We start from the raw sequence: 24345 nt of genomic DNA on the forward strand, positions 1-24345 counted from the left end.
GGCATCCGTGCGCAACGACTCTGCACGCGGGCTATCGCTGCCCGCTCGCGCGATCGTCGAGATCCCACCGCTCGGTTGCCGCCAGATTCGCCGCCGCGCTGGCGCCGGCGGCTTCCGGGTCACCCCGGACGATCGCCTCCAGCACTTCCTCGTGACCCCGGGGATCATCGACCCGGAAGCCGGAGCGACTGATCGCCGCCTGAACCGACTCCTGCAGCCGTGGCAGAAGTGCGGCGTACACCTCAAACAGGATCGGATTGTGCGCAGCGCGGGCGATGGCCTCGTGGAAGAAGGCGTCTGATGAGGCCCAGTCGTCCGCGTGGGAGCGCGCCCGGCGCGCCAGCGCCGTCTCAATCAGGGCGATGTCGTCCGCGCTGGCGCGCAGTGCGGCCAGCCTCGCCAGCTGCGGCTCGATGGCAGCGCGCGCCTCGAGCACATCCGCCAGGGTTCCCCCGGAACGCGCCAGCGCCCCGGGCACCTCGCTGCGGGCGTTGACGAAGGTGCCGTCCCCGCGACGGATGTCCAGCATTCCGCTGTACTGCAGCGCACGCAGCGCCTCCCGCAGCGTCCCTCGTGCCACACCCAGGCTCTCCATCAGTTCCGGCTCCGGAGGGATGCGCTCGCCGACCGGCCAGCGACCCTCCACGATCTCAGCCCGGAGTCGTTCGACGACCTGATCGCTGAGCGAGCTTTGGCGGACCGGGGAAAGCGTCATGCGTGCAATGATAGTACGGCTCAATGATTAGACGTTAGATGTTTGGATGAATATGAATCGCACGCCCGATCCCGCTCGCAGCCGGAGCCGATGGGTCTTCATGATCGTGGCGCTCGTGCTGATTGCACTGAACCTGCGGCTCGCTATCACGAGTACCTCCGCGCTCATCACCGCGCTGACCGCGAGCGGGGCGCTCACCGACGTCACCGTCGTGATCGTGCCCGCCGTCCCCACCGCCGTGTTCGCCGTCGCGGGCCTCAGCACCGCGCGCTTGTCGGCCCGCCTCGGCGTCGAGCGCACGATCGGGCTCGGGATGGTCGTGCTCACCGCCGGGCTCCTGCTGCGAGCGATCCCGTCGCCGTGGGTTGTGGTCGCGGGCACCGTGATCGCGACATCCGGCCTCGCGGTGGTCAACATCCTGCTGCCCGCGGTCGTCCGAGCGCACTTCGGCCGCCACATCGGCCCCATCACCACGGCATACTCCACCGCGATGTCGATCGGGGCCGCTCTGGCCGCTGCCACCGCCCTCCCGATCGCATCCGCCCTCGGGAGCGCCTCGATGGGGCTCGCCGTCTGGGCCGCGCCCGCTGTGATCGCCGTCGCGGTCTGGGCGTTCGCGATGCCGCTCAGCCGCCCCGCCGCCCGGCCCGACGCCGGCGCCCCGCTTGCCCCGGCATCCGGACCTCGCCGCCGAGACCCCCTGCCCGCCGGCACGTGGCTGCTGGCCGGTTTCTTCGCGATGCAGTCTCTGCTCAGCTACATCCTCATGGGCTGGCTGCCGAGCATCGCGACCAGCGCCGGACTGTCCGCGGAGCGCGCCGGGATCCTGCTCGGCGTGATGATGGCGATCGGAGCCCCGGCGACCGTGCTGATCGTTCCGCTGACCCGTACGCCGATCCGGATGCGCGTCGGCTTCACCCTCATCGCCACCGCCACCATCGTCGGCGTCGCCGGTCTCGCCTTCGCCCCCACGGCGCTGCCGGAGGTGTGGGCGGCCTGCCTCGGCCTCGGCATGTGCGCGTTCCCGTTCGCTCTCGTGCTCATCGCCGGCCTCGGCCGCAACGCCGCGGATTCGGCGCGCGCCTCCAGCGTCATCCAGTCCGTGGGGTACACGCTCGCCACTCTGGGCCCGCTCGCCGCCGGGGCCATCCACCAGGCGACGGGTTCCTGGACCCTCGTGCTGGGTCTGCTCGCGTGCGGGGCACTGGCACAACTCGCGCTCGGGCTCCTGCTGACACGGACGACCGCCGCTCGGGTTACCGGGGCCGAGTGATGCCGCGGGGTCAGCTCGTCGGGGAGGCGGAGATCCAGTAGCGGCGCTTCGCCCCTCCGTCGCGCGACGGCGCGATGTCCTCGAGCACGCCACCGCATTTCTCGATCACACCCGCGGACGCCACATTGGTGTCGTCGCAGGTCACCAGAATCCGCTCGACGCCGCGGCGGGCCAGATCGTCGACAGCGAGCCGGAGGATACAGGTGGCGTGCCCCCGGCGCCGATGCGCCGGGCCGACCGCGTAGCCGACGTGCCCACCCTCTCGCAGCAGAAAGTCGTTCAGCCGGTGACGGATGGACACCCGCCCCACCACCTCACCGTCGACATCCGCCAGCAGCCAGCTCGCCGGCACCCGGCCGGGTGCGACATCGATGCCGTCGTGCTCCCGACGCACCGCCGCGCAGATCTCATCCCAGCTGCCACGGTGCTGAAGGAACTCGAAGCCGTCGTTCGCAAGTTCCTCGTGGAGACGACGGCAGTCCGCCTCGTCCCCGGGGCGCGGAAGCCGCAGCGTCATGGTCATCCACCGAATCTACGGCACGGCCATCGTGACGCAGCATCGGCTGAACGAACGAAGAACTCCCCGAAGCGCGGGCTTCGGGGAGTTTTGCTGCTCCCCCACTTGGACTCGAACCAAGAACCTATCGGTTAACAGCCGATTGCTCTGCCAATTGAGCTATGGAGGATCATCACCACCGTGGCGGCGACAGATCAACTCTAGCAAACAAATCCGTCGCCCCAGAACACGGCCAGAGACCCGGGAGTGTCGCCGGGTCAGCGCGCCGGGATCGTCGAAATCGCGGACGTCGACGGGGGTCGCGGGATCGTGGTGTGGTCACCGACGGCCACCACGGAACCCGCGCGCAGAGTCATCGTGTCTGCAGCGAGTTCGCGAGCGAGGTCCGGGTCGTTCGTCACGAGCAGCGAGGCCATCCCCCAGGCGCGCTGGCGACGCCGGATCGCGTCGTAGACCACGTGCCGCACCTCCACGTCGAGGTTCGCCATCGGCTCGTCGGCGATGAACACCTTCGGATCGAGCACGACGGCGTGCGCGAACGCGATCCGCTGGAGCATGCCGGCGCTCAGCTCATACGGATACTTGTCGGCAGCCCCGAGCGGCAGGTGCATCTCATCGAGCAGGGAGGCGATGCGCACGGACAGGGCGGTGTGGTTGACGTTGCGGTCGCGGCTGGTGATGGGAAACGCGATGTGCTCCCCCACCGTGAGACGCGGCGGCATCGCCGTTCCCGCGCCCTGCGGCAGGTAGCCGGTGCGGAAATCCCATTCCCGGCGGCCGCGGCGGCCCGGACGACGAACGTTGACACCGGCGACCTCCCCGGATCCACCGATCACGCTCACCCCGTCCGCCGCTTCCCCGGCGAAGACGCTCGCGAGGGTGGACTTGCCGGAGCCGGTGGGCCCCGAGACCACGAGAGTGCCGGCGGGCGCTACGGAGAAGGAGACCCCATCGACGATGCGCAGACCCCCGGGTCCCCCGATGCTGAGATCATCTGCGCGGATGGCTGCGGACTCGTCCTGACGTCGTGCCATGCGTCCATCCTGACCTACGACGGAGGCGAACGCTACTCGCCGCGCAGTCGACGCGTCTCAATGTCCAGATCGCGCAGCTGGACGCGCAACGCTCGACCCTCATCGGAATCCGCCGGCACGCGCTGGACTGCGCTCAGCAGTTCCGCCTTCTCCGCCCGCAACTGGCGCTCCACCAGAGCGAGTGCGAGATCGTTCGCCGCAGCCAGCGCGGACTGTTCATCGCGCGCCGGGAACTCCGCCGCGAGCATCTCGCCCGCCAGTACGCGATACGGCTCGCGGACCGCTTCGATGGCGGTCATCGCCCATCCGGGACGTGACCGATCGGGCACCGAAAGGATCCCCGCCCGGACGGCCTCGAGCCCGGGATGCACGAGCGGACGACTCAGCGCCCGCGTCAGCAGCGCTGTGTCCATCTGATGCCCGTACTGCAGGAAAGCCATGAGGGCGTCACGCTCGCGCATCACGTCGCCCGTCCGCGGGAGCGTCGCCAGTGTCACCCGCTGCACCGGCTCGGCCGGGGCATCCGCCACAGCCGGAGCGGGGCGCGCAGGTCCGTTCTCCTCCCGCTGCTTCTCCCGGCGAGCGGCCGAGCTCACCGCACGGTGCACATCGGTGAGATCGCTGCCGAGCCGCCGAGCGAGCACGTGCTCGTACCCGCTGCGGACAGCGGGGTCGGCGATCTCGCCGAGGATGGGTGCCGCGGCACGCAGACCCGCGACCCGCCCCTCGACGCTCGAAAGGTCAAAGCCCTCCAGCTTGCGGTCGATGACGAACTCGAACATCGGAACCTTGGTGTCCATGAGGGCGCGAACGGCCGCATCGCCGCGCTCCAGGCGCAGATCGCACGGGTCCAGTCCGTCCGGGGCGACGGCCACGTAGGTGCGGGCCTGGAAGCGGCGCGCCTCACCGAACGCGCGCAACGCAGCCTTCTGGCCGGCCGCGTCGGGATCGAAGGTGAAGACGACCTCGCCGGCGGCGGATTCATCACCCATGACGCGACGCAGCACGGTGATGTGATCGGTGCCGAACGCAGTGCCACATGTGGCGACGGCGGTGGTGACTCCCGCCAGGTGCGCGGCCATCACGTCGGTGTACCCCTCCACCACGACAACGCGTTTCGGATCGCCACGCGAGATGTCGCGCTTGGCGAGGTCAAGCCCGTAGAGCACCTGGGCCTTCTTGTAGATCGCGGTCTCCGGGGTGTTCAGGTACTTCGGACCCGGATCGTCGTCGTAGAGCTTGCGTGCGCCAAACCCGATCGTCTGACCGGTGACATCGCGGATCGGCCAGATCACGCGACCACGGAAGCGGTCGTACACTCCCCGTTGCCCGGAGGAGACGAGTCCCGCCGCGGTCAGCTCGTCGCGCGTGAAGCCCTGCGCCAGCATCGCATCGAGCAGGCCGTTCCAGCCACGGGGCGCGTATCCGACCCCGAAATGGGCGGCGGCTCCGGCATCGAACCCGCGAGCTCCGAGGAAGCGACGACCGGTCTCCGCCTCGGCTGTCCCCAGCTGCGCGCGGAAGTACTCGGCGGCGGCCGCGTTCGCCGCGTACAGCCGGGATCGGCCGCTGGTCTCAGGGGCGGGACCGCCGCCTTCCTCATAGTGCAGGGTGATGCCCACACGTGCCGCCAGGCGCTCGACGGCCTCCGTGAAGGTCACATGATCCATCTCGCGCAGGAACGTGTACACATCACCCGATGCACCGCAACCAAAGCAGTGATAGAAGCCGACCTGGGGACGCACATGGAAACTCGGGCTCTTCTCGTCGTGGAACGGGCACAGCCCCTTCAACGACCCGACGCCGGCAGAGCGCAGCGCCACGCGCTCGCCGATGATGTCGCCGATGTTGGTGCGGGACTTCACCTCCTCGACGTCCGCCTGCGAGATGCGCCCCGCCATCAGTGCCGCCGCTCTCCGACGCCGAAGCCCGGCGACCAGATGCCGACGTCCGCAGGATCGATCTCCCCGACGTAGCGGCGGTGCCAGGCGAGCGCCGTCTGATCGGTGAGGCTCGCGACCTGGTCCACGATGATCCGCTTGCGCGCACCGTCGTCTGCGGCGTTGCGGAAGTCGGCGGCGAACACCGGATCCAGTGCCTGCGCGCCGTCTTGCCAGAGGGCGGTGGCGAGGCGCTTGAGCACCCGTCGCTGCTCCTTGTAGATGGACTTGCGACCCTCGATCGACACCACGGTGGCGCCGATGATGCCCTTCAGCACCGCGACCTCCGCCTCGACGATGCGCGGCACGACGACGTGGGCGTGGTAGCGGGTCATCACTTCGACGGGGTACGCCTCCCGCGTGGCGGCGGTGGCAGCGCGTGCGAACCGACCGATCAGCTCGGAGGTGAGGTTCTTCAGCCGGGCCAGCGAGGCGCGGGAGTGATCGAAGCTGCGCAGCCACACCGGCAGGCGCGTGAGGCGGTAGAGGGCATCGTCCAGCTCGTCACGGGTGAAGTCATAGCCCACCCACGACTGGATGGCGCTGACCAGAGCCTCGTGCTCGGCAGGATCGGACAGCCGCGCCGGATTGAGGTAGCCGTTGACGATCGCGTCCTCGAAGTCATGGACGGAGTACGCGATGTCGTCGGAGAGATCCATCACCTCGGCCTCGATGCAACGCACGCGCCCCGGTGCTCCCTCCCGCATCCAGCGGAAGACCGGCTCGTCGTCGGGGTAGACGCCGAACTTCAGGCGGCCTCCCGGGTCGGGCACGGGGGCATCGGCGGTCCACGGGTACTTGCACGTGGCGTCCAGGCTCGCGCGAGTCAGATTCAGCCCGTAGGCGTGGCCCGCCTCATCCATCACCTTCGGCTCCAGCCGGATGAGGATGCGCAGCGTCTGCGCATTGCCCTCGAACCCGCCGATCCCCGATGCCCAGTCGTTCAGTGCCCGTTCGCCGTTGTGGCCGAAGGGCGGGTGCCCGAGATCATGGCTGAGGCAGGCGGTGTCGACCACGTCCGGATTCAGCCGCAGATTCGTCGCCAGCTCTCGCCCGACCTGCGCGACCTCGAGCGAGTGGGTGAGACGGTTGCGGGCGAAGTCGGCGGGACTCGCAGGACTCAGCACCTGGGTCTTAGCCGCCAGGCGCCGCCACGCGGCAGAATGCAGCACACGGGCGCGATCCCGCGCGAAGTCGTCCCGTTCGGATCGGTGGGTCTCACCGTGGAACCGCTCGACGTCGGCGGCGACATATCCCTCGGGAATGCGCCGGCCGGCGCTCGACTTCTGCTCAGCCGCCACTGGTGTCCGCTTCTCCTTCGGTCAGGTTGCTCCGGTGATCCGCCGCGATGTCGTGCGATTCCAGCCACCCGTCCGGGAGGACGGTGCGCTTGGGGGTGCCCGCGCGGCCGCGCTGCCCTTCGGCACCCGCACCGGGATAGGGCGCATCCAGGTCGAGCGTACCGAGCAGATCATCGATCTCCTGCAGGCTCGACGCCGTGGCGAGGGCGGCGCGGGTGTCGCCACCCACGGGATACCCCTTGAAGTACCAGGCGACGTGCTTGCGGATGTCGCGGCAGCCGCGGCCCTCATCCTCGAAGAACTCGACCAGCAGTTCGGCATGGCGCTTGAACGCGCGCGCGACGAAGCCGAGCGTGGCGTCGACCTTCGGGCTCGGGACGTGCCCGAGTTCCTCCGCCAGCTCGCCGAACAGCCACGGGCGGCCGAGGCAGCCGCGGCCGACCACGACGCCGTCGCAGCCCGTCTCCGCCATCATGCGCCGGGCGTCCTCGGCCGACCAGATATCGCCGTTGCCGAGCACCGGCACAGACGTGACGGTCTCCTTCAGCTTCGCGATGGCAGACCAGTCCGCGTGCCCGGAGTACATCTGGCTCGCGGTGCGACCATGCAGCGCCATCGCCGCGACGCCGGCGTCCTCCGCCATGCGACCCGCATCCAGGTAGGTGAGGTGGTCGTCGTCGATGCCCTTGCGCATCTTCACCGTGAGCGGAAGGTGCTCGGCGGCGCGAACGGCCTGGGTGACGATCTCGTTGAACAGCGTGTGCTTCCACGGCAGCGCGGATCCGCCGCCCTTGCGGGTGACCTTCGGCACCGGGCAGCCGAAGTTCAGGTCGATGTGGTCTGCGCGGTCTTCGGCGACGATGATGCGAACGGCCTCGGCGACGGTCTTCGGGTCGACGCCGTACAGCTGGATGGACCGGGGTGTCTCGGATTCGTGGTGTGTGATCAGCCGCATGGTCACGGCGTTGCGCTCGACGAGTGCGCGCGAGGTGATCATCTCACTCACGTAGAGCCCCGCCCCGTACTCGCGGCACAGACGCCGGAAGGCGGTGTTGGTGATGCCGGCCATGGGCGCGAGGACCACAGGAGCATCCAGCTCGATCGGTCCGATGCGCAGGGCCGGCGCGGCGGCAGGACCCGCCGTGTTCTGTTCTGCCAGCATCGTGTTCACTCCCCCATTCTTCCAGAGTCGTGGGCGGCGAGCGCCGCCCGGGTCCGAGACGGTCGTAGGCTCGGAGAATGACCGATACCACCGCAGATCTGCGCGCGATCCCGTTCCTCGCCTCCGATGGCAGCGAGCACACTCTGGCCGAGTTCGCCGACGATGTCGTGATGATCGTCAACGTGGCCTCCAAGTGTGGTCTCACCCCCCAGTACGAGCAGCTCGAGCAGCTCCAGCGGGACTACGCCGACCGGGGGTTCACCGTGCTCGGCTTCCCGTGCAATCAGTTCCTGGGGCAGGAGCCGGGCAGCATGGAGGAGATCCTGGAGTACTGCTCCGTCACCTGGGGGATCAGCTTCCCGATCGAGGACAAGATCAAGGTGAACGGCCCCGGCGCAGCACCCTTGTACAAGGCCCTGAAGAAGGCCAAGGATGAGGAGGGCAAGCGCGGTCCGGTGCTGTGGAACTTCGAGAAGTTCGTTCTGACGCCCGCCGGCAATGTGCACCGCTTCCGCCCGCAGACGCGCCCGGACGACCCGGCCATCGTCGAGGTCATCGAAGCCAACCTGCCGCGGTGAGCGGAGCGCCTGCTCCGCTGCTGCTGCCCACCGATCCCCTTCCCGCCCACGATCGCGTTCTCGTCTGCGGGGTCACGGGCATCGGCAAATCGACGCTGTGCCGCGCCGTCAGCACACGCCTCGGTCTGCCGTACACCGAACTCGACCGGCTCCACTGGGGTCCGAACTGGACACCGCGTGCCGAGTTCGAGCGCGACGTGTCCGCGATCGCCGCCAGCGACCGGTGGGTGAGCGAGCTGCAGTACCTGGGTTCCGGGGTCGGTATGCACTTGGCGCAGCGGGGACAGCTGCTGCTCTGGCTCGACTATCCGCGACGGATCGCGCGCGCTCGCCTCGTGCGCCGCACGATCGCCCGCAGCATCGGACGCCGCGAGGTCTGGCCCGGCACCGGCAATGTCGAGCCCCCGCTCTGGCACGCACTGACGGACGAGGACCACCTGCTGCGCTGGGAGGCGCGCACGCACCGCAAGTGGCGGGAGAACTACATCCCTCGGCTCCGATCCGAGCTCCCGGGGCTGCGCGTCATGCGCTTCGGGCACCCACGGGAGACGACCCGTTTCCTCGCTGCCCTCTGATCCGGAGGGGTTCGGCGGAATTCCGCCGCGCGATGGCTGATTTCCGCCAGAGTCGCGAACCCGCCACGACGAGACTGGAGCGATGACCCCGCGCGGCATCGGCATCCTCGTCCAGTTCATCGCCACGGCGCTGATCTGGGGCTCGAGCTTCCTCTTCATCGCGGAAGCCGTTCAGGGGCTGAGCCCCGTGCAGGTTGTCCTCGGACGGGTCTGCATCGGCGCCGTCGTGCTGCTCGTGGTCTGCGCCGTCACCCGGTCCCGCTTTCCCCGGGAGCCGCGCACCTGGGTTCACCTGAGCGTGGTGGCCATGCTGCTGTGCGTCATCCCGTTCCTGCTGTACGCCTGGGCCGGGCAGTTCATCGACTCGGGTCTCGCCAGCATCTACAACGCGACGACGCCGCTGATGACGATGCTCGTGGCCCTCGTCGCGCTGCGGGAGGAGCGCCTGACCCCGCCTCGGCTGGTCGGTCTGCTGCTGGGCTTCGCGGGCGTGATCGTCGTCCTCGGCCCGTGGCACGGCTTCTCGGGCGAGAACGCCGTGCCTGCGCAGGCGGCCTGCCTCGGCGCCACCCTGTCCTATGGCGTTGCCTTCGTGTACCTCCGCCGATTCGTGACGCCGCTCGGACTTCCCGCCGTACCCGTGGCGACCATGCAGGTGGGAATCGCCGCCGTCGTGATGATCCTCGTCGCCCCTTTCACCGCGCTCACGCCCGTCACGCTCACCGTGCCGGTGGTCTTGAGCATGCTGGCGCTGGGGGCGCTGGGAACGGGGCTGGCGTACGTGTGGAACACCAACGTCGTCGCGGCGTGGGGAGCCACCAACGCCTCCACGGTGACCTACCTCTCCCCCGTCGTCGGGGTCGCGCTCGGTGCGCTCGTGCGGGGCGAGGCGATCACCTGGAACGAACCCGTCGGCTGCGCGATCATCGTGGCGGGCATCCTCTTCAGCCGCCGCACATCGCGTCGCGCCGTCTCCGCCGTAGGGTAGGAACACGGCCACCCGCACACATCCCCGTCGATGCCCTGTGCAAGGATGCTGACAGTGATATCAGGGGGAGAGCGGAACGTGACGAACGGCCCGTCAGGAAGAGGACGAATTCGTGGAGCGATACGAGCAGGATTCACAGCAGCGGCCGTCGTGGTCGTCCTGGTGCTCGGTGGATGCGCGAGCCCGGCGAGTGCGCCCGTGATCCCGCCTCTCACCCCCGATGCCCCGACGAGCGCTCCGACGCCCGTCGACGTCCCGACCCCCACCGAAGCGGCGCAGCCCGTATCGCCCATTGCCGCCCCCTGTCCCGACGGCGCACCCACGACCCTGTCGATCATGGCGCACTACGACGACGATCTGCTCTTCGCCAACCCGCAGTTGATCACGGCACTGCGCTCAGGCGAATGCGTACACACCGTCTTTCTCACAGCCGGCGACGCGGGCAAGGGTATGGACTACGTCGAGGGCCGCGAGCGCGGTCTGCGCAACGCCTACGATGCGATGCGCGGCGTCTCGGGTGTCGAGTGGACCACCCGGGAGATCACGCTCCTTACCGGCATGCACGCCACCGTGATCGCTCCTGCCGACGATGCGCGCCTGAGCATCACGCTCCTGCGTCTGCCGGATGGAAACCTCAACGGATCGGGGTTCGAGGCCACGGGACGCGCCTCGCTGGAATCGATGAACGCCGGGACCATCTCCGAGATGACCCAGGTCGACACGGGCGCGGTCGTCACACGCGACCAGCTCCTGGCAAGCGTCCAGGAGATCATCGCCGCCTTCCAGCCGCACCAGCTGATCACCCTCGTTCCCACCGAGGCCACCATGCACGTGGGCGACGACCCGCGTCGTCCGGATCACTCCGACCATGGGGCGGTCGGCTCTCTCGTGCGCGCCGCATGGATCGGGATGGGCTACGACGCCGGAGCCGTGCGGTATGCGGTCGGCTATCCCGGGCGCGACCTCGAGGCCAACGTGGAAGGTCAGGACCTGCGCCTGAAGATCGACGCGTTCCGGATCTACTCCGAGGACGACCCGGTGTCGCGCTGCACCACGGATGAGTCCTGCCTGGCGCTCAAGCCCTTCGGCACCTCGCTGCAGCGTCTGTATCTCTACACCGACGCCGAACTCGCCTTCCCCTGAGCCCAGGCTCACGGCTCCTCGGGGGTCAGGCCGGGGTGTCGGGAGCGTCGACGGCGCCGCCAAAGCGGCGGTCGCGACCGGTGTAGATGTCGATGGCGTGCCAGAGATCGCGGCGGGTGAAGTCCGGCCACAGCGTGTCGAGGAACACCATCTCCGCATAGGCCGACTGCCACAGCAGGAAGTTCGAGGTGCGCTGTTCGCCGGACGAGCGCACGAACAGGTCGACGTCCGGCATGTCTGGCTGGTAGAGCCGCTTGGCGATCAGCTTCTCCGTCACCGCGGACGGCCGCAGCCGTCCCGTCGAGACGTCATCGGCGATCGAGCGCACCGCGTCGGCGATCTCGACGCGACCGCCGTAGTTCACGCACATCGTGAGGGTGAGCGCCGTGTTGCTCTTGGTGAGCTCCTGCGCGTACTCGAGCTCTGAGATCACCGAGCGCCACAGCCGCGGCCGCCGCCCGGCCCACCGCACGCGCACGCCCCATTCGTTGAGCTGGTCGCGCCGGCGATGCAGCACCTCCCGGTTGAAGCCCATCAGGAAGCGAACCTCTTCGGGCGAGCGGGCCCAGTTCTCTGTAGAGAACGCGTAGACCGACAGATGCTTGACACCGGCCTGCAGGGCACCGGCCACGACATCCAGGAGGGCGGCCTCGCCGGCCTTGTGGCCCTCCACGCGCGAGAGTCCACGGCGATTGGCCCAGCGGCCGTTGCCGTCCATCACCACGGCGACGTGCTGGGGAACGCTCCCCCGGGCGTACGCGGGCGGGTACTCGCCGGTCCAGTCGACCGGGCGGAACGGGACGGCGTCCCGATGCGTGTAGGGCTTCGGGGTCACGGAGTCTCCACGTGTGCCAGGGAGCGGATGCCGCGCTCCAGGTGCCATTGGGTGTACGCCGCCACGAGTCCGGCGGCCGCGGCGTGCTCGCGGTGCGATGCCACGTCGATCTGCTCCCAGTCGCCGCGGATGAGCGCACGCAGCAGGTCGATGGTGGCGGGCTCCACGCGTGCGGCCCCTGCCGGCGCGCACGAGCGGCACACCATGCCGCCGGCTTGTGCCATGAACATCTGGTGGGGACCCGGCTCGCCGCAGCGGGCGCAGTCGTCGAGTCCGGGTGCCCACCCCGACAGGGACATTGCGCGCAGCAGATAGGAGTCCAGGATCGATCGCGGGGAGTGCTCGCCGCGTGAGAGGGCACGGAGCCCGCCGACGAGCAGCACGTACTGCTGCGCGGTGGCCTCGGCGTCTCCCAGGCGATCCGCCGCCTCCACCATCGCGTGGGCTGCGGTGTAGCGCTCGTAGTGCACGGCGATCTCGGCGCCGTAGGAGCCGATCGACTCGGCCTGCTGCACCGTATCGAGCGAGCGCCCGGCGTACAGCTGGACGTCGGCCACCATGAACGGCTCCAGGCGAGCGCCGAAGCGCGACGACGTACGCCGCACCCCCTTGGCGACCGCACGGATCTTGCCGTGACGACGGCTCAGCATCGTGACGATCCGGTCGGCCTCACCCAGCTTGTGGGTGCGCAGCACGACGGCTTCATCTCGATAGGTGGGCACAATCCATTATCGGTCGCACTACCGACACTGCGGCCGCGGACACGGTTTGCGGTGGGCTCAGTCGTCCGCCGCGACGAAGGTCGGCTGCCCCTTCTCGGCATCGAAGCTGTCGAGCCTCACCCGGATTCGGGTGCCGGCCGGGGCCGCGACACGCGCGTCGGTCTCCAGCGGGGGCGCCACCAGCTCGATCCGCGCCGGCTTGTCGCCGCGCTGCTCGATGACGATCGCGTCGAAGCGGTGCCCGACCAGCGGCGCGAGGATGGCATCGGTCACCACGTCCAGCGACTCCCGCTCCAGCCGCCCCGCCAGCTGTCCGGTGCGCTGCATGATCCCGGGCAGTTCCGCCAGCCCCGCGCTCGCCCAGGCCGGCACAGGTTCACCGTTCGCCTGAGCCTCGCAGTGCGCGAGCGCGTACCGGTCGACCAGCCGGCGAAGGGGCGCGGTGGCATGCGCGTACGGGGCGCCGATGGCCGCATGAACGGCATCGGCCTCCGCGAGCGGACCGTCGATCACGCGATATCCTGCGCCGCGGAAGAGGCGGCGAGCCGCACTCAGCACCGCGAGCGTAGTGGGCCGGTCCCGGTCCAGTCCGCGCAGGAACTCGCCATAGGTCTGCCCCTCGGCCCAGACCAGGCCGAGAGCGGCGACCTGGGCGCGGAAGAGGTCGATGTCGGCCGCCGCGGGACGAGGCATCGTGCGGATGATGCCCGCGCCGGCAGCCAGCTGGATGTTCGCCGCCTCCATCCCGGTCATCAGCGAGATCTGCGCGTTCCACTGTTCCACGGGAAGCAGGTCGCGCCGTTCGATCCGCCAGAACCCGTGCGCATGGACGATCTCCTCCTCCGGCATGTCGAGCGACGCTCCCCCGCGCGCGGTCTCCAGCGCGAGACGCCGTTCCCCGACCGTCCGCAACGGGGAGAGCAGTCCGTCGCCCGCCGCGATGCGCTCCTGCGCCTCCCGGTACGACAGCTGCGATCTGCTGCGCACCCGTGCCCGGCGCACCGTGGTGTGCGTGGTGTTGCCGTCGGCATCCAGCGTCATCTGCCACACATAGGCCGAGCGGACGCGCCCCTCCCGCAGGCTTGCACCGTCCTCGCTGATGATGCGCGGGTGAAGCGGAACCGACCCGTCTGGCGCGTACAGCGTCTGTCCGCGCACATGTGACTCCGTGTCCACGGCTCCCCCCGGCGCAACGACAGCGGGCAGGTCGGCGATCGCATAGTGCACGACGTGACCGTCGCCGTCCGGCGCGATGTGCAGCGCCTGATCCAGATCCCGCGACCCCTCGGGATCGATCGTCACGAACTCGATGTCGGTGAGGTCCGCATCCGGCAGGGCGAGCGCTGCAACCGCCGCCGATGCCTCCTTCTCGACAGCCTCTGGGAACGCATCGGGAAGGGCGAGTTCGGTGCGGATCCGTTCCAGGCCTGCCGTGATCTCGGTGCTGGTGTCGGAGAGTCTCGTGTGGCGCATCGGCATGCGCCCAACCTATCCCCCGCTTGCGGACACGAGACGACGCACAGCCGCGTGGGCGCGCACCGGAGGCGAGAATGGAGGAGTGACACAGGATACGTTCATGATCCCGCTGTGGGCCGACCTCACCGCCGTCGGCCTCGGCGGCCTGCAGGGAGCGATGTTCGCCGCAGGCTTCCAGGGGCAGCGTCGTCTGGACCTCTTGGGCGTGGCGTTGATCGGCGTGCTGGTCGGCATGGGCGGCGGTCTCATCCGCGATCTCATGCTCGGCGTTGCGCCGGCGACGCTGCAAAGCAACTGGTACCTGATCGCCGCGAGCGGTGCATCGCTTGTCGGCATGCTCCTGGCAGGGCTCCTGCATCGCGCCAACGCCATCATCGTCGTGCTCGATGCGGTCGCCATCGGCATGTTCGGGGCGTTCGGCACCACCAAGGCGCTGGGCCTCGGTCTGCCCGTCGTCCCCGCGATCTTCGTCGGCGTCTGTGCCGCCGTCGGCGGATCGGTGCTGCGAGACGTCATCATGGGGCTTCCGGTCGCAGTGATGCACGTCGGTTCGCTCTACGCGGTCGCGGCGGGAGTGGGCTGTCTGGCGATCGTCGTCGCGAACGCGTTCGGGATGGCGTTCGCGCCTGCGGCCTTCCTCGGCATCGCGGTGACCGCCGGGGTACGGCTCCTGGCCGTGATCTTCGACCTCTCCCTGCCCGAGCAGCGGATGCTCCATCGCCGCAAGGTGGCGGCCGAGACGGGGGTCATCCGCATCGTCAAGCCCTGACAGCGCAGAACGGGCCCCGGCGATTGCCGGGGCCCGTTCTGCGCAGGGGGTCAGACCAGCGCGGCCGACAGCTCCCGGGTGCGGATCGAACGGTTGACGGCGGAGACGATGGCCTTCAGCGACGCGGTGGAGATGTCGCCGTCGATGCCGACACCCCAGAGGCGGTCGCCGTTCACGGAGAGCTCGACATAGGCCGCTGCCTGGGCATCGCCGCCTGCGCTCATCGCGTGCTCGACGTAGTCGTACAGCGTGATGTCGAATCCCGCCTCGTTCGCCACGGTCAGGAAGGCCGCCACCGGGCCGTTGCCCACGCCGTGGGCCTCGATGCGCTCGTCTCCGTCGCGCATCGTGACGTCGAGGATGACGTCCCCCGTCATGTCGCTCGCCGTGCGGGTGGCGAGAAGCTCGAAACGCCCCCACTTCTGCTCGGCGTCGTCCGCCGGCAGGTACTCGTCGGAGAAGATCTCCCAGATCTGGTTGCTGGTGAGCTCGCCGCCCTCTTCATCCGTCTTCTGCTGCACCACACCGGAGAACTCGATCTGGAGCTTGCGCGGCAGGTCCAGCGCATGGTCGGTCTTCAGCAGGTACGCGACCCCGCCCTTGCCCGACTGGGAGTTGACGCGGATGACCGCCTCATAGGAGCGGCCCAGGTCCTTCGGGTCGATCGGCAGGTAGGGAACGGCCCACTCCAGCTCGTCCACCGATACGCCGCGCTCGGCGGCCGTCGCCGCCATGGCCTCGAAGCCCTTCTTGATGGCGTCCTGGTGAGACCCGCTGAACGCGGTGAAGACCAGGTCACCGCCCCACGGGCTGCGCTCGGGAACGGGCAGCTGGTTGCAGTACTCCACCGTGCGCTTGATGCGATCGATGTCGCTGAAGTCGATCTGCGGGTCGATGCCCTGCGTGAACATGTTGATGCCCAGCGTCACCAGGTCGACGTTGCCGGTGCGCTCTCCGTTGCCGAACAGGCAGCCCTCGATGCGGTCAGCACCGGCCATGTAGCCGAGCTCTGCGGCAGCGACAGCCGTGCCTCGGTCGTTGTGCGGGTGCAGCGAGATGATCACGTTCTCGCGGTGGTTGATGTGACGTCCCATCCACTCGATCGAGTCGGCGTAGACGTTGGGAGTTGCCATCTCGACCGTCGCGGGCAGGTTGATGATCACCTTGCGCTCCGGAGTCGGCTCGAAGACTTCGATCACCTGGTTGCAGATGTCGACCGCGAATTCCAGCTCGGTCCCGGTGTAGCTCTCCGGCGAGTACTCGTAGAACACCTCGGTCTCGGGAATGCGCTTCTCGTACTCACGGCACAGACGCGCGCCCTCGAGGGCGATGTCGATGATGCCCTGCTTGTCCTTGCGGAACACCACGTCGCGCTGCAGGATGCTCGTCGAGTTGTACAGGTGGACGATGGCCTGCTTCGCTCCGGCGATGGCCTCGAAGGTGCGGGAGATCAGGTGCTCGCGTGACTGCGTCAGCACCTGGATGACGACGTCGTCCGGGATCAGGTTCTCCTCGATCAGCTCACGCACGAAGTCGAAGTCGGTCTGGCTGGCCGACGGGAAGCCGACCTCGATCTCCTTGTAGCCCATCTCGACGAGCAGCAGGAACATGACCTTTTTGCGCTCGGGGCTCATCGGATCGATCAGCGCCTGATTGCCGTCGCGGAGATCCACGGCGCACCACCGCGGCGCCTCGGTGATCTGGCGTGACGGCCAGGTGCGATCGGGCAGTTCGACGTTGATGATCTCGCTGTACGGACGGTACTTGTGAATCGGCATGGACGACGGCTGCTGGGTGTTCTTCATGGCTTCGCTTCTCTCTTGCAGATGTGCGGGCCAACGCCAGACTCCGCGACGAGGAAGGCCCTAGATCAAGGTCTCGTCGCGGCGGCTAAGAAGGAGCACACCCATGCGCATGCAGCCATGCTAACACGCCCCGTTTCCCGAGAGACTTCGCTCTGTGGGCGAGAACTCCCGCACCGTGCCGATCAACACCCGCAGGCGGTGGCGAGGTCGTCGTCTGTCCGGAGGGCGAGAGCATGTGCCCAGAAAAAAGTTGAAGCCGGGGCTTTGGAAGAAATCCTCCGCCCCGGCGTGACGAGACACCCCCAGCGTCCCCACGCAATATGCGTCTCGTCGCCCCACAGCGAAGCGGCAGATCTGCCCTCCGTGTGGAGTGATTTCACACTAGCCGACGCGACGTCGACCCACCAACATTTTCGGCGATCCTGTTGTGCGTTGTGATCACAACAGCACCAGGATCGTCAGAATCCGAGCCGACCCAGCTGCTTCGGGTCGCGCTGCCACTCCTTCGCGACGCGGACATGGAGCGACAGGAAGACCCGCGTGCCCAGCAGCGGCTCGATCTGCGCGCGGGCGCGAGCGCCCACATCCTTCAACCGCGAACCCTTGCGGCCGATGATGATGGCCTTCTGACTGTCGCGCTCGACCACGATGTTCGCGAACACGTCGGTGAGGTCCGAGTCCTCGCGTTCCGAGATGTCCTCGATCGTCACCGCGATCGAGTGCGGCAGCTCATCCCGCACACCCTCCAGGGCGGATTCGCGGATGATCTCGGCGATCCGGTCCTCGATGGCCTCGTCGGTGGTCATGCCCTCGGGATACAGGGCGGGTCCCTCGGGCATCAGCTGGAGCAGTTCGTCGGACAGCACGTCCAGCTGGTCGCCGCTGACGGCAGAGAGCGGGATCACGGCGGCCCAATCCTCGCGCAGCGAGTCCACCTCCATCAGCCGCTCCATGATCTCGTCCTTGGATGCATCATCCGTCTTGGTGACGATGGCGACCTTCTTGGCGCGGCCGTAGCCGTCCAGAGAGGCGGCGATCCGGCGGTCGCCGGGGCCGACCTTCTCCCCCGCCGGCACGCACAGCGCGATCACGTCGACGTCGCCGAGCACCTGCTCCACCAGGTCGTTGAGGCGCTGCCCCAGCAGCGTCCGCGGCTTGTGGATGCCGGGGGTGTCCACGATCACCAGCTGGCCCGCGGGACGATTGACGATCCCCCGGATCGCCCGGCGCGTGGTCTGCGGCTTGGCGCTGGTGATGGCGACCTTCTCGCCGACGAGGGCGTTGGTCAGCGTCGACTTTCCGACATTGGGGCGTCCGACGAACGTGACGAAACCGCTGCGCATCACTCGGCCTTCCTGATCACGGGGGTGTCGCGTGTACGCGGCTCCGCCTCGGTTGCTGGTTCTTCTGCGCGTTCCACGATGAAGGTGGCAAGGTCCCGGGGGCCGCCACGGCCGTGCTCGGCCGTGATGGTCACGCCCTGCACGGTGGCCGACGCCCCGGACTCCGGGATGCGGCCGAGCTCCTTGGCTAGCAGCCCGCCGATGGAATCGACCTCGTCGTCCTCGATCTCAAGGTCGAACAGTTCGCCCACCTCCTCCAGGAGGGAGCGGCCGCTGACGCGGTAGCGACCGTCGCCCAGATCGGTGACCTCGCTCCACTCCTTGTCGTACTCGTCCGAGATGTCGCCGACGAGGTCCTCGATCAGGTCCTCCAGCGTGACGAGGCCCGCCACGCCGCCGTACTCGTCCACCACGATGCACACATGGATGGCATCGCGCTTCATCTGCTGCAGCAGCGTCTCGGCCTTCATGGACTCCGGTACGAACACAGCGCGCCGGGCGAGCGGGCGAGCGGAGGCGTCCCAGACGTCGGCGCCGTCCTGGCCGTAGGCGGCGCGCACGAGGTCCTTGACGTAGAGCACGCCGAGAACCTCGTCGCCGTCCACGACGGGCACACGCGAGACGCCGGTCTCCAGGAACAGATCCATCGCCTCGCGTGCCGTGGCGCCGTCCTCCAGCGTGACCAGGTCGGTGCGCGGGATCATGAGGGCGCGGACAAAGCGATCGGTGAAGTCGAACACGGAGTGGATGAGCTCGCGGTCGTCCTCTTCGATGAGGTCATGGCTCGCCGCCTCATCGACCATGCTGAGCAGCTGATCCTCCGAGGTGAAGGACGCTCCGCGGGTCACCCCGGGGGTGACCCGATCGCCGAAGGCCACGAGTGCGTGAGAGAGCGGACCGATGATGATGCGCGACAGGCGCACCACCCCTGCAGCCGAGCGAAGCAGCCCGGTCGCGTGCTGGCGCCCGACGCTACGCGGAGAGGTGCTGACCAGCACGAACGAGATGAGTGTCATCAGCACGGCCGCGGCGAGCATCGCCCACCAGATGTTGTCGAACAGCAGCATGAATGCGGCGGTCACGAGCACCGCGGCCGCCGTCTCGGTGAGGATGCGCATGAACACCACGGCGTTTGCGTGCGTGGGGAGGTCATCCGCGATGCGCCGCAGAGCCTCGCCGCGGCGCCCCTCGTGGCTCCACTCGATCAGCGCCGAGCGACTCGTGACCGACAGGGCCGCGTCGAGGGCCGCCATCAGGCCGCCCACCGCCACCAGGACGACGGCGAGTGCCAGGAGGATGAACGGGGTCATCGGTGTCGTCGCTCAGACGAGTGGAAGGCGGCGATGAGCTCGCGCTGCAGTCCGAACATCTCGCGCTCCTCGTCCGGGGTGGCGTGATCGAAGCCGAGCAGGTGCAGCGTGCCGTGCGTGGTGAGCAGGATGAGCTCATCCATCAGGGAGTGCTTCGCCTGCGCGGCCTGCGTCTCGGCCACCTGGGGGCACAGCACGATGTCTCCGAGCAGGCCGGGGTCGGTCGGCCGGTCCGGGGTTCCGGGACGCAACTCGTCCATCGGGAAGCTCAGCACGTCGGTGGGCCCGGGCTCGTCCATCCACTGCACGTGCAGGGCCTCCATGGCACCCTCGTCCACGAGCACGATGGCGATGTCGGCGTCCGGGCTGATGTGCAGCTGGGCGAGGTTGTTCTCCGAGAGGCGCAGGAGCACCGTCTCATCGATCTCGACTCCGGACTCGTTGTTGATCTCGATCATGTCAGCCTCGCTTGGGGAGTCGGTCTCGGGGGCCCGCCGGCCGGGCGCCGCTGCGGCGCTCCGCGCGATTGGCGAACTCGGCCGCCTGCTCGCGCTCATGGCGTGCGGCGGTGCGCTTCTCGTCGTAGGCACTGTAGGCGTCGACGATCCGGCCAACCAGGCTGTGACGCACGACGTCGTCGCTGGTGAGACGGGCGAAGTGGATGTCGTCGATGTCGGCGAGGACGCGGTTGACCACGCGGAGTCCGCTGGTGCCGCCCGGCAGGTCGACCTGCGTGATGTCACCGGTGACCACCATCTTGGTGCCGAAGCCGAGACGTGTGAGGAACATCTTCATCTGCTCGGGCGTGGTGTTCTGCGCCTCGTCGAGCACCACGAAGGAGTTGTTGAGCGTGCGGCCGCGCATGTACGCCAGGGGCGCCACCTCGATCGTTCCCGTCGCCATGAGCTTGGGGAGGATCTCCGGGTCGATCATCTCGTTGAGCGCGTCGTAGAGCGGACGCAAGTACGGATCGATCTTGTCGGTGAGGGTGCCGGGCAGGAATCCCAGACGCTCGCCGGCCTCTACGGCGGGGCGGGTCAGGATGATCCGGTCGACCTCCTTGCGCTGCAGCGCCTGCACGGCCTTCGCCATGGCCAGATAGGTCTTTCCCGTTCCGGCGGGTCCGATGCCGAACACGATGGTGTTCTCGTCGATGGCGTCGACGTAGTCGCGCTGACCCAGCGTCTTGGGCCGGATGACGCGCCCGCGCGACGAGAGGATCGGTTCGGAGAGCACCTCGGACGGGCGGGGGCCGCCTTCGGCGTTCATCAGTCGTGCCGAGGTGGCGACGTCCGACGGAGCCAGATCCTGGCCGTCTCGCGTCATGGTGAGCAGTTCGTCGACCAGGCCACGGGCCGCAGCCACCGCCTCCTGCTCACCGCTCAGCGTGATCTCGTTGCCGCGCACGTGGACGTCGACGGAGGGGTGCTCCTGCTCGATCATGCGCAGCAGTCTGTCCTGCGGTCCGAGAAGCCGGACCATGGCGACCCCATCCGCCAGGATGCGTACGGTCGCGGTGTTTTCGTCAGCCAACGAGGCTCTTCTCCTCCAGGTCTCCCCCGAGCACGTGCGCGTGCACGTGGAAGACGGTCTGTCCGGCATTCGCGCCGGTGTTGAAGATGAGGCGGAACTGCCCGCCGCAGCGCTCATCCGCGAGGCCCTTCGCCACGTCGACCAGCTCCGCGAGCAGGGCGGGATCGGCGGCGGCGAGCTCAGTGACGTCGCGGTACTGCGCCGTCTTCGGGATCACAAGCAGGTGCACGGGCGCCTGCGGGGCGATGTCCTGAATGGCGAACACGCGATCGGTCTCCGCGACGATCTCAGCGGGGATCTCGCGGTTCAGGATGCGGGTGAAGACGGAGGGCTCGCTCATGCGGTCAGTCTATCCGCCACGCTCACCAGCGGCCCAGGGAGACCGCGGCGACGGCGAGAGCGGCCGGCCCCGCTGTGGAGGTCCGGAGAACCGTGTCCCCGAGCTTCACGATCCGTGCTCCGGCGGCGCGCAGTGCGTCCAGCTCTTCGGGTGCGATGCCGCCTTCGGGCCCGACCACGAGCACGACCTCCTGCTCGCCGGCCAGGTCGAGGTTGGTCATCGGCTCGTCTGCGCTCGGCTCCAGCACCACGAGGAGGGCTCCATCTGCGCGCTGCGCGAGCTGTCCGGTGGTCACGGGCGCCGTCACCAGCGGAAGCCACGGACGGTGCGCCTGCTTCGCCGCTTCGCGGACGATGCTCGCCCAGCGCTGGACACCCTTGGCGGCTTTGGCCGCGTCCCAGCGAGACACGCTGCGCGCCGCCTGCCAGGGCACGATCTCATCGACGCCCAGCTCGGTGGCCGCCTGCACCGCACGCTCGTCCCGGTCCCCCTTCGCGAGGGCCTGCACGAGCACGAGCCGCGGTGATGCCGCCGGCACGGTGGAGCGCGCGGTGAGGTGCACGACCACCCGCTTGGGGGCGAGGTCGGTCACCTCGCCCGTGTGCCACGCGCCGCGACCGTCGCCGACCGTGACCGTCTCCCCGACGCGCACGCGGCGAACCGTGGCCGCGTGATGCGCCTCCGCACCCGTGAGCACGATGTCATCGCCCGCGAGCTCCGCCGGATCCTCGACGAGGAAGTGCAGCGCCATCAGTGTGACCGGAAGCGATCGCGGAGCTTGGAGAACAGACCCTGCTGGAACTCCGCCAGCTTCGGCGTAGGAGCCTTCGTCCGCGCGGCGAAGTCCTCGATCAGCGCGCGCTGCTTCGCATCCAGGCGCGTCGGGGTGACCACCTGGACGCCGACGCGGAGGTCTCCGCGGCGGCTGCCGCGCAGCGGCGTGATGCCGCGCTCCTTGATGGTGAGGACATCGCCAGACTGCACGCCCGGGCGGATCTCCAGATCGACGGGACCGTCGAGGGACTCGATGCGCGTCTCGGTGCCGAGGATCGCGTCCGTCATGGACACCTCGAGCGTGGCGAGCAGATCATCGCCGTCGCGGGAGAAGGCCGCGTCGGGCGCGACGGTCACCTCGATGTAGAGGTCGCCGTTGGGACCGCCCGCAGGGCCGACCTCCCCGGAGCCGGGGAGCTGGAGGCGCAGGCCGGTCTCGACGCCCGCCGGGATGTCCAGGCCTACCGTCCGGCGCGAGCGGACCCGTCCCTGTCCGGCGCACGTGGCGCAGGGGCTCGGGATCGTCGTGCCGTAACCCTGGCACACGTTGCACGGCTGGGTGGTCAGAACGTTGCCGAGCAGGCTACGCACCTGGCGCTGCACGTGTCCGGTGCCGTGACAGATGTCACAAGTCTGCGGGGAGGTGCCGGGCGCGCAGCACGAACCCTCACAGGTCTCACAGAGCACCGCCGTGTCCACCTCGATATCGCGGTGCACGCCGAAGATGACGTCGCCGAGCTCCAGCGTCACCCGCACCAGCGCATCCTGGCCGCGCTCCCGCCGGGAACGCGGGCGTCCGCCGCGTCCGCCGCCGCCGGCCGCCGCGCCGAAGAAGGTCTCGAAGATGTCGCCGAACCCGCCGAATCCGCCGCCGCCGAACGCGTCGTCGCCGCCCATGTCGTAACGCCGACGCTGCTCCGGATCGCTCAGCACGTCGTAGGCGTGGGTGACCTCTTTGAACTTGTCCTCGGCGTCCGCCGACGGATTCACATCGGGGTGGAGTTCGCGCGCCAGACGCCGGTACGCCTTCTTGATCTCCTCCGGGCTCGCCTCTCGTGAGACGCCCAGGACTTCGTAGTGGTCGGCCACAGTCACCTTTCTCGGGGACGGTCCCCTGTGCGCCTCAGCGGCGCGCTTCGTCGTCGTCCAGCAGTCGCGTGAGGTAGCGGGCTACGGCCCGCACCGCCGCGAGGTTGCTGGAATAGTCCATGCGGGTGGGGCCCATGAGCCCCACCCGCGCGCTCGATCCGGAGGCGTCGTAGTCGCTGGCGACCACAGCCGCCTCCGCAAGTCCGAAGGGCGCGTTCTCGCGTCCGATGCTGGCCGAGAGGCCGTTCTCCCCTGCGGTCATCTCCCCCATCAGGCGCAGGAGCGTCACCTGTTCCTCGATGGCCTCCAGCAGGGGGTGGATGCTGCCGCGGAAGTCCTGCTCACGCCGAGCCAGGGTCGCTGCTCCCGCCATCACCAGACGATCCTGGCGGAACTCCTCCAGCTCCTCCGCGACGAGTGCGGCGACGTCATGATAGACGGAGCGCTGCTCCGTGACCGACGGCGCCTCGGCGGACAGCCGCTCCGCGGCACGACCGACCGAGTGCCCCGTGATGAGGGTGTTCAGGCGGGCGCGCAGCACGGCGGTGTCGGCTTCGTCGATGTCCTCGCTGATGCCGCCGACACGCTGCGAGACCCGGCCGGTGTCGGTCACGACGATCACGAGCACGCGACGCTCCGCAATGCGCACGATCTCGACGTGCGTGACGGTGGCGCGCGCGAACGAGGGGTACTGCACCAGCGCCACCTGACCGGTGAGCTGTGTGAGCAGACGCACCGTCCGTCCGAGGAGGTCGTCGAGATCGGCGGGGTCGGTGAGGAACGAGGTGATGGCCGTGCGCTGTGCCGCGGTGAGGGGTCGCAACTCCGCGAGGTGGTCGACGAACATCCGATAGCCCTTGTCCGTGGGCACACGACCCGACGAGGTGTGCGGAGCCGCGATGAGCTCCTCCTCCTCCAGCAGGGCCATGTCATTGCGGATCGTGGCGGCGGAGACGCCGAAATGATGCCGGTCGACGATCGACTTGCTGCCGACGGGCTCATTGGTGTCGACGTAGTCCTCGACGATGGCCCGAAGGACGCGCAGGCCGCGCTCAGTGACCATGTCGCCTCCTCTGCTGCTGGCACTCGAATGCTCTGAGTGCCAATTCTACCGACTTCGCCT

Annotated in this window: 24 protein-coding genes and 1 tRNA gene; 6 read left to right on the plus strand and 19 right to left on the minus strand. The window is 68.8% G+C overall.

The window, feature by feature from the left end; genetic code table 11:
- Positions 1–31: 31 nt before the first annotated feature.
- The gene (locus ACIQJ5_RS08995) at positions 32–715 is read right to left on the minus strand and encodes a FadR/GntR family transcriptional regulator (RefSeq protein ID WP_402843008.1); all 684 of its coding nucleotides are present in this window, start codon (positions 713–715) and stop codon (positions 32–34) included.
- Between the two features lie 52 nt (positions 716–767).
- On the opposite strand from ACIQJ5_RS08995, the gene ACIQJ5_RS09000 reads away from it, so the two are divergent.
- The gene (locus tag ACIQJ5_RS09000; protein ID WP_402843011.1) at positions 768–1988 is read left to right on the plus strand and encodes an MFS transporter; all 1221 of its coding nucleotides are present in this window, start codon (positions 768–770) and stop codon (positions 1986–1988) included.
- A gap of 10 nt (positions 1989–1998) precedes the next feature.
- Here the strand turns inward: ACIQJ5_RS09000 and ACIQJ5_RS09005 are convergent, their stop codons facing one another.
- The 6 genes from ACIQJ5_RS09005 to dusB all read right to left on the minus strand — a co-directional run bounded on the left by ACIQJ5_RS09005 (position 1999) and on the right by dusB (position 7942).
- Positions 1999–2511, minus strand: a complete 513-nt coding sequence (locus ACIQJ5_RS09005) for a GNAT family N-acetyltransferase (protein ID WP_402843014.1) — start codon at positions 2509–2511, stop codon at positions 1999–2001.
- Between the two features lie 90 nt (positions 2512–2601).
- Positions 2602–2674 (minus strand) — tRNA-Asn (locus ACIQJ5_RS09010).
- An 88-nt stretch (positions 2675–2762) separates the two neighbouring features.
- Complete coding sequence (locus ACIQJ5_RS09015) at positions 2763–3539, minus strand: ATP-binding cassette domain-containing protein (protein ID WP_231092113.1); 777 nt, start codon at positions 3537–3539, stop codon at positions 2763–2765.
- A 32-nt stretch (positions 3540–3571) separates the two neighbouring features.
- A complete protein-coding gene (gene dnaG / locus ACIQJ5_RS09020; RefSeq protein ID WP_402843017.1) occupies positions 3572–5440 on the minus strand; it encodes a DNA primase in 1869 nt (622 codons plus the stop codon).
- Positions 5440–6780 carry a deoxyguanosinetriphosphate triphosphohydrolase gene (locus ACIQJ5_RS09025; protein ID WP_231092111.1) on the minus strand — a complete coding sequence of 447 codons (1341 nt, stop codon included), beginning with the start codon at positions 6778–6780 and terminating at the stop codon, positions 5440–5442. Before ACIQJ5_RS09025 ends, dnaG begins: the two co-directional genes overlap by 1 nt.
- The gene (gene dusB / locus ACIQJ5_RS09030) at positions 6770–7942 is read right to left on the minus strand and encodes a tRNA dihydrouridine synthase DusB (RefSeq protein ID WP_231092149.1); all 1173 of its coding nucleotides are present in this window, start codon (positions 7940–7942) and stop codon (positions 6770–6772) included. Before dusB ends, ACIQJ5_RS09025 begins: the two co-directional genes overlap by 11 nt.
- Before the next feature lie 77 nt (positions 7943–8019).
- Here dusB and ACIQJ5_RS09035 point away from each other — a divergent pair, with 77 nt between their 5' ends.
- The 4 genes from ACIQJ5_RS09035 (at position 8020) to ACIQJ5_RS09050 (ending at position 11226) form a co-directional block, all read left to right on the plus strand.
- Entirely contained in the window at positions 8020–8520 is a 501-nt protein-coding gene (locus tag ACIQJ5_RS09035; RefSeq protein WP_269143144.1) for a glutathione peroxidase, read from the plus strand.
- Positions 8517–9095, plus strand: a complete 579-nt coding sequence (locus ACIQJ5_RS09040) for an AAA family ATPase (RefSeq protein ID WP_231092110.1) — start codon at positions 8517–8519, stop codon at positions 9093–9095. Before ACIQJ5_RS09035 ends, ACIQJ5_RS09040 begins: the two co-directional genes overlap by 4 nt.
- A gap of 82 nt (positions 9096–9177) precedes the next feature.
- On the plus strand, positions 9178–10083 hold the full coding sequence (locus tag ACIQJ5_RS09045; RefSeq protein ID WP_402843022.1) for a DMT family transporter: 906 nt from the start codon (positions 9178–9180) through the stop codon (positions 10081–10083).
- A gap of 198 nt (positions 10084–10281) precedes the next feature.
- Positions 10282–11226: a PIG-L deacetylase family protein gene (locus tag ACIQJ5_RS09050; RefSeq protein WP_231092108.1), complete on the plus strand. Its 945-nt coding sequence runs from the start codon at positions 10282–10284 to the stop codon at positions 11224–11226.
- A 25-nt stretch (positions 11227–11251) separates the two neighbouring features.
- On the opposite strand, the gene ACIQJ5_RS09055 is transcribed toward ACIQJ5_RS09050, so the two are convergent.
- The 3 genes from ACIQJ5_RS09055 to ACIQJ5_RS09065 are packed head-to-tail and all read right to left on the minus strand — an operon-like array spanning position 11252 to position 14262.
- Positions 11252–12061 carry an isoprenyl transferase gene (locus ACIQJ5_RS09055; protein WP_231092107.1) on the minus strand — a complete coding sequence of 270 codons (810 nt, stop codon included), beginning with the start codon at positions 12059–12061 and terminating at the stop codon, positions 11252–11254.
- Entirely contained in the window at positions 12058–12783 is a 726-nt protein-coding gene (recO, locus tag ACIQJ5_RS09060; RefSeq protein ID WP_231092106.1) for a DNA repair protein RecO, read from the minus strand. Before recO ends, ACIQJ5_RS09055 begins: the two co-directional genes overlap by 4 nt.
- A gap of 57 nt (positions 12784–12840) precedes the next feature.
- Positions 12841–14262: an RNB domain-containing ribonuclease gene (locus ACIQJ5_RS09065; RefSeq protein WP_402843026.1), complete on the minus strand. Its 1422-nt coding sequence runs from the start codon at positions 14260–14262 to the stop codon at positions 12841–12843.
- Positions 14263–14341: 79 nt separating this feature from the next.
- Between ACIQJ5_RS09065 and ACIQJ5_RS09070 the strand changes: the two genes are divergently transcribed.
- Positions 14342–15028 (plus strand): trimeric intracellular cation channel family protein, encoded by a 687-nt coding sequence (locus tag ACIQJ5_RS09070; protein ID WP_231092104.1) that lies wholly within the window; start codon positions 14342–14344, stop codon positions 15026–15028.
- A 50-nt stretch (positions 15029–15078) separates the two neighbouring features.
- Here the strand turns inward: ACIQJ5_RS09070 and leuA are convergent, their stop codons facing one another.
- The 9 genes from leuA to hrcA all read right to left on the minus strand — a co-directional run bounded on the left by leuA (position 15079) and on the right by hrcA (position 24285).
- Positions 15079–16833, minus strand: coding sequence for a 2-isopropylmalate synthase (leuA, locus tag ACIQJ5_RS09075; protein ID WP_231092103.1), 1755 nt, complete (start codon positions 16831–16833; stop codon positions 15079–15081).
- Positions 16834–17291: 458 nt separating this feature from the next.
- Positions 17292–18176 (minus strand): GTPase Era, encoded by an 885-nt coding sequence (gene era, locus ACIQJ5_RS09080; protein ID WP_231092147.1) that lies wholly within the window; start codon positions 18174–18176, stop codon positions 17292–17294.
- A complete protein-coding gene (locus ACIQJ5_RS09085) occupies positions 18176–19486 on the minus strand; it encodes a hemolysin family protein (RefSeq protein ID WP_231092102.1) in 1311 nt (436 codons plus the stop codon). Before ACIQJ5_RS09085 ends, era begins: the two co-directional genes overlap by 1 nt.
- Positions 19483–19944 carry an rRNA maturation RNase YbeY gene (gene ybeY / locus ACIQJ5_RS09090; protein WP_231092101.1) on the minus strand — a complete coding sequence of 154 codons (462 nt, stop codon included), beginning with the start codon at positions 19942–19944 and terminating at the stop codon, positions 19483–19485. Before ybeY ends, ACIQJ5_RS09085 begins: the two co-directional genes overlap by 4 nt.
- Before the next feature lies 1 nt (position 19945).
- Positions 19946–20968 (minus strand): PhoH family protein, encoded by a 1023-nt coding sequence (locus ACIQJ5_RS09095; RefSeq protein ID WP_231092146.1) that lies wholly within the window; start codon positions 20966–20968, stop codon positions 19946–19948.
- A gap of 43 nt (positions 20969–21011) precedes the next feature.
- Positions 21012–21359, minus strand: coding sequence for an HIT domain-containing protein (locus tag ACIQJ5_RS09100; RefSeq protein WP_231092100.1), 348 nt, complete (start codon positions 21357–21359; stop codon positions 21012–21014).
- A 22-nt stretch (positions 21360–21381) separates the two neighbouring features.
- Complete coding sequence (locus ACIQJ5_RS09105; RefSeq protein ID WP_231092099.1) at positions 21382–22110, minus strand: 16S rRNA (uracil(1498)-N(3))-methyltransferase; 729 nt, start codon at positions 22108–22110, stop codon at positions 21382–21384.
- Positions 22110–23222, minus strand: a complete 1113-nt coding sequence (gene dnaJ, locus ACIQJ5_RS09110) for a molecular chaperone DnaJ (protein WP_231092098.1) — start codon at positions 23220–23222, stop codon at positions 22110–22112. The genes ACIQJ5_RS09105 and dnaJ overlap by 1 nt, the downstream gene beginning before the upstream one ends.
- A 34-nt stretch (positions 23223–23256) precedes the next feature.
- A complete protein-coding gene (hrcA, locus tag ACIQJ5_RS09115) occupies positions 23257–24285 on the minus strand; it encodes a heat-inducible transcriptional repressor HrcA (RefSeq protein WP_402843031.1) in 1029 nt (342 codons plus the stop codon).
- Positions 24286–24345 lie beyond the last annotated feature (60 nt).

The organism is Microbacterium sp. GXS0129 (assembly GCF_044769785.1).
GTDB classification, from domain to species: Bacteria; Actinomycetota; Actinomycetes; order Actinomycetales; family Microbacteriaceae; genus Microbacterium; species Microbacterium nymphoidis.